The organism is Ensifer sp. SSB1, from assembly GCF_016652895.1.
In the GTDB taxonomy this organism is placed as follows: Bacteria; Pseudomonadota; Alphaproteobacteria; order Rhizobiales; family Rhizobiaceae; genus Ensifer.
Map to the genome: position 1 here is coordinate 35,618 of NZ_JAEPRP010000036.1, position 9,806 is coordinate 45,423.

At 58.3% G+C, this 9,806-nt stretch carries 7 protein-coding genes and 2 pseudogenes; 5 read left to right on the forward strand and 4 right to left on the reverse strand.

The genetic code is table 11. From position 1 onward, the window contains the following. Positions 1–62: 62 nt before the first annotated feature. The 5 genes from I8N66_RS11700 (at position 63) to I8N66_RS11720 (ending at position 5,852) form a co-directional block, all read left to right on the forward strand. Positions 63–1,046 (forward strand): branched-chain amino acid ABC transporter permease, encoded by a 984-nt coding sequence (locus I8N66_RS11700; RefSeq protein WP_291153838.1) that lies wholly within the window; start codon positions 63–65, stop codon positions 1,044–1,046. Positions 1,047–1,049: 3 nt separating this feature from the next. Beyond that, positions 1,050–1,844 carry an ABC transporter ATP-binding protein gene (locus tag I8N66_RS11705; RefSeq protein WP_291153840.1) on the forward strand — a complete coding sequence of 265 codons (795 nt, stop codon included), beginning with the start codon at positions 1,050–1,052 and terminating at the stop codon, positions 1,842–1,844. Further along, entirely contained in the window at positions 1,841–2,554 is a 714-nt protein-coding gene (locus I8N66_RS11710) for an ABC transporter ATP-binding protein (protein ID WP_291153842.1), read from the forward strand. The genes I8N66_RS11705 and I8N66_RS11710 overlap by 4 nt, the downstream gene beginning before the upstream one ends. 143 nt (positions 2,555–2,697) lie before the next feature. Further along, positions 2,698–4,299 (forward strand): GMC family oxidoreductase N-terminal domain-containing protein, encoded by a 1,602-nt coding sequence (locus I8N66_RS11715; RefSeq protein WP_291153844.1) that lies wholly within the window; start codon positions 2,698–2,700, stop codon positions 4,297–4,299. Between the two features lie 41 nt (positions 4,300–4,340). After that, positions 4,341–5,852: a GMC family oxidoreductase gene (locus tag I8N66_RS11720; protein ID WP_291153846.1), complete on the forward strand. Its 1,512-nt coding sequence runs from the start codon at positions 4,341–4,343 to the stop codon at positions 5,850–5,852. A 322-nt stretch (positions 5,853–6,174) separates the two neighbouring features. Here the strand turns inward: I8N66_RS11720 and I8N66_RS11725 are convergent, their stop codons facing one another. The 4 genes and pseudogenes from I8N66_RS11725 to I8N66_RS11740 form a co-directional block, all read right to left on the reverse strand. After that, positions 6,175–7,167 (reverse strand): GlxA family transcriptional regulator, encoded by a 993-nt coding sequence (locus I8N66_RS11725; protein ID WP_291153852.1) that lies wholly within the window; start codon positions 7,165–7,167, stop codon positions 6,175–6,177. A 788-nt stretch (positions 7,168–7,955) separates the two neighbouring features. Next, positions 7,956–8,337, reverse strand: a pseudogene (locus tag I8N66_RS11730) (aldehyde dehydrogenase family protein); the annotation flags it as partial. 145 nt (positions 8,338–8,482) lie between these two features. After that, a complete protein-coding gene (gene istB / locus I8N66_RS11735) occupies positions 8,483–9,226 on the reverse strand; it encodes an IS21-like element helper ATPase IstB (protein ID WP_060581982.1) in 744 nt (247 codons plus the stop codon). A 14-nt stretch (positions 9,227–9,240) separates the two neighbouring features. Next, positions 9,241–9,806 (reverse strand): annotated as a pseudogene (locus I8N66_RS11740) (IS21 family transposase); the annotation flags it as partial.

The window sequence follows — 9,806 nt, forward strand, 5'->3', positions numbered from 1 at the left end:
CGGCCTCGGTCGCGACACTGGTTGCCTTGCTCCTTCCGTGGTTGGGCTTTTCGAACTACGTGATGTCCCAGATCGCCCTGTTCTTCATCTGGTCAGCAGTGGTCATTCAGTGGAACCTGGTCTTCGGCGTGGCGGGAATCATGAGCCTCGCCCATGTCGCAATTTTCGCATTCGGCGCATACACAACGGCAATCATTGCGTCGTACACGCAGCTACCATTTTGGGCTGCCTTTCTTCTCAGTGCTCCGTGTGCCATGCTTTTTAGCTTCGTCATCGGCGCAGTCACCTTGCGGATGCGTGGCGATCACGTCGCCGTGGTGACCTTCGCGATCTCGATTCTCATGAGTGCGCTCATTACAAATGACGTGGGGTGTTTCCGACGCGAGGGTATCATTTGCTACCCATTTTCCGGCGGGTCTCGCGGGCTCTCGGGATACGGCGACTTCGGGTGGGCGTCGATGCTTGGCTACAAGTACCGGCTGTTCGGCGATTACTACTTAACACTCGGTCTGACGATCGCCAGCCTGGTCGTCGCCCTCTTGCTTATCCATGGTCCGTTCGGGCTAGCCTTCCGAGCGATCCGCGACAACGAGACCTACGCCCGTGCCCGCGGGGTCGTTTTCGAGCGCATGCAACTGCTCGTATTCACTCTTACAGGCGTTGTGACCGGATTGGCCGGGGGTGCCTATGCAGGCTTCATCAAGACCGTCGGCCCGACCGTGCTCAGTATGAATACCCTCGTCTTCTTGTTGTCGATGATCATCGTCGGGGGCCGGGGCAGCACCTGGGGCCCAATTGTTGGAGCGGCGGCGCTCATGATCGCGGACGTGCAATTTCAGAGTTTGGCTGGCTGGCGTACCGGGGCCCTCTCCGTGATCATCATCGCTTTCGTGGTTCTCTATCCTGCTGGCCTTACAGGCATCGGCGCACATCTGGCACGGCTCATGCGCAGGAACCAGCCCGGAAGTAAGCCGGCCTTGAGACAGATTACGCGTGACACACATGACACCGGCCATGCGATGGCCTCCGGAAATCTGGCGGATTGAAAAATGGCACAAAAGATAGCTATCAGCTGCCATGGCCTGAGCAAGGCGTTTGGCGCTCTTAAGGCCGTTAACGATGTCCACCTCGAGGTTCCCGAGGGAACCATTCTGGGGATAGGAGGCCCGAATGGGGCCGGGAAGACGACGCTTTTTGACGTCATCTCAGGAATTCAGCCCCCTACTTCCGGACGATACTTCGTCAATGGGTTGGAGGCCACGAAGCTAGGCGTGGACAGGCTCTGCCACATGGGTATGGCGCGGACGTTTCAAGCCGACGCGGGCTTCGACACGATGTCCGCTTTGGAAAATGTCCGAGTCGCGACATATTTCGGCACTGGGGAAAGGAAACGACCCGGCCTCGTCTTCGACCGCGTATCGAAGGACCGCGCGTTTGAGGCGCTCTCCGCCGTCGGCCTCAAGGACTACGCCGACGTCGCAGTCGGCTCAATGCCCGTGCTCGAACGCAAGCTGGTGATGTTGGCCGGCGCTCTGGCGATGGAGCCACGGATCCTTTTGATGGACGAGCCCGTCGGTGGCCTCACACCAAAGGAGATGGCTACATTTATCGAAGTCGTTCAGCGACTGAAGCGCGAGAACATTACCATCGTCATCATTGAGCACGTGATGAGTTTCCTGCTCGGCCTGTGCGAGCGAATTGTGATCATGCACCAGGGCAGCGTGATCTTCTCTGGAACGAAGCACGAGATGCTCAGCGATCCACAGGTGGTGGAAGTCTATCTCGGCAGCACCGCGGTCAACCACCTGAAGAGCCAGTTCAACTTGAAGGAAGTCGTCGTATGAACTGCCTAGAGGTAAAGAAGTTGCGGTCCGGCTATGGCAGCAGGAACGTGCTGTTCGACGTGAGCCTGAGCGTTGGCGCAGGAAAGGTCGTCGGTATAGTAGGGCCAAACGGGCACGGAAAGACAACACTGCTCAAGACCATATCAGGGCTGATAACCGCGAGCGACGGAGACATACGATTCAAAGGTTCTTCAATTCGCGGCAGGTCTCCACACGATATTGCCAGACTTGGAGTGTCGCACGTTCCTCAGGGCGACCTTCTGTTTCCACAGATGACTGTCTGGGAAAACCTGATGATGGGCGCATTCCGCGAGTCCGATCCAACAACAACCAAACGCCGTCTCGATCTTGCAGTACGTCTCTTCCCGAAACTCACTCAACTAGAAAAGAAGGTGGTCCGATCCCTTTCCGGTGGCGAGCGACGAATGGTCGGAATAGGTCGAGGCCTGATGGCTGCGGCCGACCTCATTATGATTGACGAACCCTCACTTGGGTTGGCACCCCTCGTGATCGACCAAGTATACGCCGCGATCAACGAAATCCGGGCGGCAGGCGTATCAGTGCTCCTGGTCGAAGAAAATCCGGAGCGCGCGGCCTCCATGGCGGATTACCTTTATCTCGTCGACAACGGCAGCGTGAAGTGGCAGGGCGACCAGGAGGCTTTCAAAAGCGCGGGCCGGGAACTGATCCAGACGTATCTCGGATCCTGAGCAGTGTCGTACAAGACATCAGAAGCGAATGCGTAAACATGTGTTCACCTGTTAAAGTTCGCCGAAAATTGGCCAACCGTCAGGACACCTATCAGGTCTTCGACGCGTAACATGACTGAGATAGCCGGAACTGGGAGACGGTTTTGACAAACGACACTAACTGCGTCGATTTCATTGTGGTTGGATCGGGATCTACCGGCAGCGTTGTTGCGGGCCGGCTGTCGGAGGACGGGAAGAATCGCGTCCTGCTGCTTGAGGCAGGCGGGTCTGACAGGACTTTGAACGTGCTCATGCCGGGGTTGGGCTATACGACACTATACAACAATCCTCGATACGACTGGCGGTTTGTCTCGGAGCCGGACCCGACTCGAGGCGGCCGGACCGATTTCATGCCTCGCGGCAAGGTGCTCGGAGGCACGAGTTCGATCAACTCAATGTCCTTTCTCCGCGGTAGTCCGGAAGACTATGACACTTGGGCGGCGATGGGAAACACGGGTTGGGACTACGTCAGTCTGCTGAAGTATTTCAAGCGTAGCGAGAACTTCAACGGCCCGAAATCCGACGTGAGAGGGGCCTCCGGACCTCAACCCGTTTCTACTCTCCGCTCGCCTCACTCTCTTGCAAAGGCGTTCATAAGCTCGAGCGTCAATGCCGGTTTGAACTATCTCCCCGATGTGAACGGCGGGCAGTACGAAGGGGTCGGGTACGCGCAGGCCACTGAATCTCGTGGATGGCGATATAGCGCAGCTCGCTCTTACGTGTGGCCAGCGAAACGCCGGTCAAATTTCAAACTGGTCCTGAAGGCGACCGTCGAAACCATCATCTTCGAAGGCAAGCGTGCGGTAGGTGTACGCTACGTTCATGACGGGCGATTGATCGAGGTGCGCGCCAACCGGGCCGTTATCGTTTCCGGCGGCACCTTCGGATCGCCCCAGATTCTCATGCTCTCCGGCATTGGACCCGCAGGGCATCTCCAGGAAATGGGGATTGAGGTTCGTGGCAATGTGCCCGGAGTCGGCCATAATTTTCAGGATCACGCGGGCACGAGCCATACAGCGCTGACGAAGACACGCACTTACAACGTCATGCAGAGCCCCATAGAGAAAGCTTGGATTGCCCTGAGGTGGCTGCTAAAAGGTGACGGCCCAGCATCGACGCCCGTTGCGCACGTAGTGGGTGCACACTCCTTCGATCAGCCGGATCGAATATCTCGCCTGCAGGTGATGTTCTGCCCTGGCGGCTTCGAGATGGGCGATTCCGGCCCTCAGTTCATGGATCGCCCCGCTGTATCCGGGCTTACTAACGTTCACCGACCATATTCGACGGGCTGGGTGTCGCTGCGCTCTACGAACCCTCGCGACACGTTGCGCATCCAGCCAAACCTTCTCAGCGATGAGCGCGACATTCAGACTCTGGTTGATGGACACAAGCTCATGCGTCAAATATTCGCGACCGCTCCGTTGGCTGACGACGTCATAAGCGAAGTCGAGCCAGGAGAGATGATCCGCAGCGATGCGGAACTGACCGCCTACGTCAAGGCAAATGCCGCCGGAGTTTACCACCCGAGTAGTACCTGCAAAATGGGCATTGACGATATGAGTGTCGTCGGACCTGATCTCAAGGTGCGGGGATTCGAGGGGCTTTACGTAGCGGATGCCTCCATCATGCCATTTGTTGTCAGCGCCAACCTGAGCGCGACGTGCATTATGATTGGCGAAAAGCTTGCAGATGAGCTGCTGCATTGACCCACAACCGGTCGAGCTTGGCTCTTGCGCGAGGTACCAACGTGACCAACACTGATCTATCGCCCGATATCGTTATAGTCGGCTCAGGGCTTGGCGGATCGATTATCGCAAGCAAGCTCGCAGCGACCGGAGCGTCAATCCTGATCCTTGAGCGAGGAGAGCCAATTACGCCGGCGAGTGAAGCGATCTCGGAACATGCCATCCTAGTCGAATCCCGCTTCGTCGCGCGCGAGCAGTGGTTTGACCATCGTGGCAAGGCGTTTCGACCTTGGATGTATTACAATGTCGGTGGGAACACGAAGTACTTCGGTGCTGTGCTTTCGCGCTTCCGCGAGACGGACTTCGAAGAGACCGAACTACCCGGCGGCATCTCCCCGGCCTGGCCGTTTCGATACACCGAACTCGAGCCCTTCTACTGCGAGGCCGAACGGATCCTTCAGGTTCGAGGCGAGACAGGCTCGGATCCGTGCGAACCTAAAAGGTCTTGCGACTATCCACTACCGGCATCCGTCGACGAGGCGAGCGTGGCCAAAATCCGGTCACGGTTGGACCGTATTGGCATCAAGACCTTCAAGACCCCGCTTTGCGTCGACATTCCAAGTTGGGCGGCGCAGACGCGACTGCCGTGGGACGGATATCCAAACGTCAGCGTGAGCAAATCAGATGCGGAGAACTCGTTCCTCCGCCCTGCGCTTTCGTATTCGAACGTCAAAGTACTTAGCGGTTCAAAAGTCGTTAGGCTCGATGTCAATGGCAACGAACGGCGCATCAACCGCGTCGAGGTCGATGTCCGCGGTGAGAATACGAGTATCACGCCGAAATATGTCTTCCTCTGTGCAGGCGCCATCAACTCGGCGGCGATCCTTATGCGCTCCGAGAGCCGCGACGGAAAAGGACTCGCAAACTCTTCCGGACGCGTTGGGCGCAATCTGATGGCCCATCACTGCAGTGCTGTCGTGGCGATCGATCCCCTCACTCGTAACGACGCACTGTACCAGAAGACGGTTAGCTTCAACGATTTCTATTTATCTGATGGCGCGGGCGGGAAGGGCCTCGGTCATGTCCAGATGTTGGGCAAGATTTCTGAAATTGCGATTCAATCGATGAACTACCGAATCCCAAGGCCGGTGCGGAAGTGGATAGCGTCTCATTCGGTAGATTGGTTCGCGATCAGTGAAGACCTTCCCAACTTGCAGAGTGGAGTTACTGTTCGATCAAACGGACAGATCCATCTCGAATGGTATCGCCCGAACCAGATCGGCCATAACCTTTTGCTGAAAAAGCTTCGAAAAGTGTTCCGGGAAGCTGGCTATCCCCTGACTTTCTTCAAGCAGTGGGATATTCACCACTTGACCCACCAGTGCGGCACGGTCTGCATAGGGAACAATCCCGCGACAGCGCCGCTGGATCCACTTTGCAAGAGCTACGATCTCGAGAACCTCTGGGTCGTTGACGCAAGCTTCTTGCCCACCTCGTCGGCAGTGAACCCGTCCCTAACAGTCGCGGCCCAGGCGCTCCGGGTCGGTGATTACCTGCGTCACAACCTTCGCTGACGGAGCGAACGCCGCCTGCTTGCCTTGAGATTTTCAGTGCTGTTCGAAACTCACCGCTAGTCCGCCTGACCCGTCTGCTTGTGATCACCGACACGCCGAAATGATCTTGACTGCGGATCATCGCTCAACGTTATTCTTGCCCCCTGTATTATGCTTTCAGACAGAATAGGGGTCCGGCATCACGACAAAGCCAACGCTTTAGCGCGCGTCGCGCGCTCGACATGCGCGGGCATCGCCGGTGGTGTCGGTGAGCGTATCAATATCGACGACCTGTTGACCGATCAAAAGCTGACAAGGCGCGCCAGTTCCCAATACTCCAAGCTTATGTTGAAAGGGTGCCTCTGAGCCGGCTCGGAGATTGACCATAGGCTCTCGCAAAAATTCTCGAGAAGTGCCCTGCGCTCTCGAAGCCGACTTCCAGGGCTATTTCTATAAGCGACGCATTAGTCTGGGTGAGAAGGTGCTTCGCCCGTTCCAGCCGGATCTTCCTGTAGGCCAGAGCAGGTGACATCTTCGCCTCTTCAAGGAACAGGCGCTCAAGCTGTCGCCGCGACAACCCGACCGAGGTCGCAAGTTGCGCGATCGAAATCGTGCTGTCGATATGCTGCTCCATGATAATGAGCGCGGCGTTCAGGCGAGGATCGTTGCTTTCGATCAAGAGCGGCTTTCGTGGCTGGACGTGTAGGTGCGAGCGTGCCCTATCGATCTGCAGCACCTCAAGGGCATTCCGCTCCGCTTCCTTGCTGATATGGAGGCGCACGATATGGGCGGCCATATCAGCCGCACTGCTACCGCCAGCGCATGATCCGCGGTTGCGGTCGAGGTTGAAGAGGCGATCCGAGCGGACCTTTAGATCCGGGAAACGATCGCGAAACGCCTGGTAGTGGAGCCAACTGACGCAAACATTGTGTCCTGCCATGAGGCCCGCTTCGGCCAGGATAAAGGTACCTGTGCACAGGCCAATCAACGGAATCTTGCGTGCGGCCGCATTCTTGAGGAACGCAATTGTTTGGTCGTCAATCGGATGCTCGTTGTTCAGAAGGCCTCCGACCACAACTACATAATCGAACTGAGCAGGGTCGACGAGGTCCGATGTGGGTGCGACCTGTACCCCACAACTGGATGGGATCAGGTGCCGGGTGTTACCAAGCACCTGCCAATCGGCACGAATGCGGCCCGATTTGTCAAGTTCGTCGCTCGCCAGCCGAAGCGTGTCGACGAACATGGCGAAAGCCGTTAGCGTAAAATAGCGAGAGAGAACGAAGCCGATCTTGAGACGGTGACCCGCCGCGGCGGAGTTGGATTTTGTGTGCATCGCCATTGGAAACCAACCTCAATTGCTCAGGCCATGAAGTCAACGCAATCTGGGCGGCGGCCCCGGTCGCGAAGCAATGATAGCGCTGACTCCTCAAATTTAAAAACTGATCTACGGTTAGATCATCCATGAATGGGTTGGTACGAGCAAGCCTCGCGATCCCGAACCACGAGATGCGACCGGATTTAATGAAAGTCGGTACTCAGCGCGCGACGTTCCCAGTTCTGCATCTTTGATGACATAGAACCTATCTTCTTTCTAGCCCTTCTCAGGGCATCCGCGCCAAGCAAAATCTGTACAGGGAGGATTGTCAGACCTCGCCATCACAAGGATTGCTAGAGCCGCCCGCTCGGAGGTCTCCGAGTTGGCTGTTGTTGAGCGCCGCGAGTACGCGCCATCGCCTTCCCAGTCTTTGCATAGGAGACACGACAGAACGGCTTATGTGAACTGACCCCGCCCCTAAGAAATTTGTTCGAAATTGGTCTGGTGCGACAGCAGTGATCCTGAGGCCGAGCGGCGCCACCTCCACAGCCAGCGAAGACGAGAACCCTTCATTTGCGTGCTTGTCTGCCGCGGAAAGGCACCAACGCTCTGGCGCAGCGCGCGATTGAGGTGAGCCCTTCCCCCGTACCCCGTTTCCCCACGACATGCACGCCGGGACAGCGACAACGCCAGACCCTGGAGAAAGCGGAAGTTGAGCACTAGCCGAAGTGCTTTGAGGAGCTGCAATCGGACTATGGGTTGAAATGGTGGATCGCTCGGCCGTTACCCCGTTTCGCAACCTTTAGCTACCCTTGGGCATGGCTCTTGATGTACCACCCCCACGGCTGGTCGGTAACGTACTTTGTCACCTGCGTTGTCTCGAGGTAATTCTCCAGTCCCCATCGGCCGAGTTCGCGTCCGATTCCGGATTGCTTGTAGCCGCCCCATGGGCCTTCGGTAAACGTCGGTTGCGAGCAGTTGATCCAGACAATGCCTGCCCGAAGCGAACCTGCAACCCGCTCCGACCTGCTATCGTCGTTCGACATCACTGCAGCTGCCAAACCAAAGCGTGAATCGTTGGCATAACCAACCGCCTCCTCCTCCGTCGAAAAGGGGCGGATACAGACCACAGGCCCAAAGATTTCCTCGGTCCATGCGGGCGCTTTCGAGCGGCACGTCCGTCAGAATGCGTATTCCGGTGAAGTCGGCGACTGATTCCGAAACGAAGCCGGCCACCTATTCCGATTTCATTCCGGCCACCATTCCGATCTGAAGCCGGCCAGTTGGTGCTCCCCTGGGTCGTTGTTTTGCATGGCGCGTGATTGTCGCGCGGTCAAGCGGCGGATGGAGTTTGACGCTGCTTTCGCAAGCTCTCGCCGGACAGCTCGATACGGTAGGCGTTGTGGACAAGGCGGTCGAGGATGGCATCGGCGATCGTTGGATTGCCGATCATGTCGTACCAGTGATCGACGGGCACTTGGCTGGTGACGATGGTGGATCGCTTCTCGTAGCGGTCCTCGACGATCTCCAGGAGATCGCGCCGCTGCTCGTCGTTGAGCTTCTCCGGGCCCCAGTCGTCGAGGATAAGCAGGTCGGTTCTGGCGAGCGCCTTGAGGACCTTGGGATAACGGCCGTCGCCGCGCGCCAGCGCAAGGGTGGCGAACAGCCTGGGCAGGCGATGATAGGCGACGGAGAAGTCCTCGCGGCAGGCCTTGTGTCCGAGCGCGCAGGCCAGCCAGCTCTTGCCGACGCCGGCGGGTCCGATCAGCAAGAGGCTATGGTGTTGCCTGATCCAGTCGCAGTTGGCGAGCTTCAGGACGAGATTGCGATCGAGGCCGCGGGCGGCGCGGAAGTCGATGTTCTCGATCTGGGCATCATGGCGCAGCCTCGCGGCGCGAGCCCTTGCCTCGAAGCGCTTCTGGCGGCGCGTGGTCGCCTCGCGTTCGAGCAGCAGAGCGAGCCATTCGCCATGCTCGAGGTGTCTGGCTTCTGGCTGCGCCTCGAGTTCCTGATAGGCGCTGGCCATGCCTGTCAGGCCGAGTTCGCGCAGCATGTCGATGGTGGGATTGGTCAGCATTATCAGGTGTCTCCTCAATGGAAGTAGCCGGGGCCACGCAGATTGGCGTGTTCCATGACGGCGGCGGGTTCGGTGGAATGTCTGGGGGCCTTGTGGGTTGCGATGAGCGAGGCAATCGTCTTGCAGGTCAGGCCGCCGATCTCGACGGCCCGTGCCGAAACGACCTCGGCGCGCTCGCGGCCGAGGTCGCGATAGAGGCGCAGGATGCCGAGGCAGGTTCGGAAGCCCTGCTCGGGATGTGGCCGGCTGGCGAGAATGGCGACGATCAGCCCTTCGGTCTGCGGACCGATGGATGCGCCCCAGCGCCGGAAGCGCTCCGGCGTCCATTCGGCGTATCGGCGGTGGGAGCTCGGCATGTGCGCGGGGTCTGTTCCATAGCGCGGCCCGCCATAGCGGCGCTGATGGACCGCGACGCGTTTGCCGCGATGGAAGATCTCGATCATTCGAGCGGTCGCCCGGATATCGACCTGCTGGCGAATGAGCGCGTGCGGGACGGAATAGAAGAAGGTCTTGAACTCGGCATGATAATCCGTCGAGACCCGCGCAAAGCGCCATTCGGCGAACTCGTACTCCTCGGCGG

Excerpts from the sequence above, each read along its gene's own strand:
- I8N66_RS11705 (WP_291153840.1), top strand. The coding sequence starts at position 1,050 with ATGGCACAAAAGATAGCTATCAGCTGCCATGGCCTGAGCAAGGCGTTT.
- I8N66_RS11700 (WP_291153838.1), top strand. The coding sequence starts at position 63 with ATGTCCCAGATCGCCCTGTTCTTCATCTGGTCAGCAGTGGTCATTCAG.
- I8N66_RS11725 (WP_291153852.1), bottom strand. The coding sequence starts at position 7,167 with ATGCACACAAAATCCAACTCCGCCGCGGCGGGTCACCGTCTCAAGATC.
- I8N66_RS11710 (WP_291153842.1), top strand. The coding sequence starts at position 1,841 with ATGAACTGCCTAGAGGTAAAGAAGTTGCGGTCCGGCTATGGCAGCAGG.
- istB (WP_060581982.1), bottom strand. The coding sequence starts at position 9,226 with ATGCTGACCAATCCCACCATCGACATGCTGCGCGAACTCGGCCTGACA.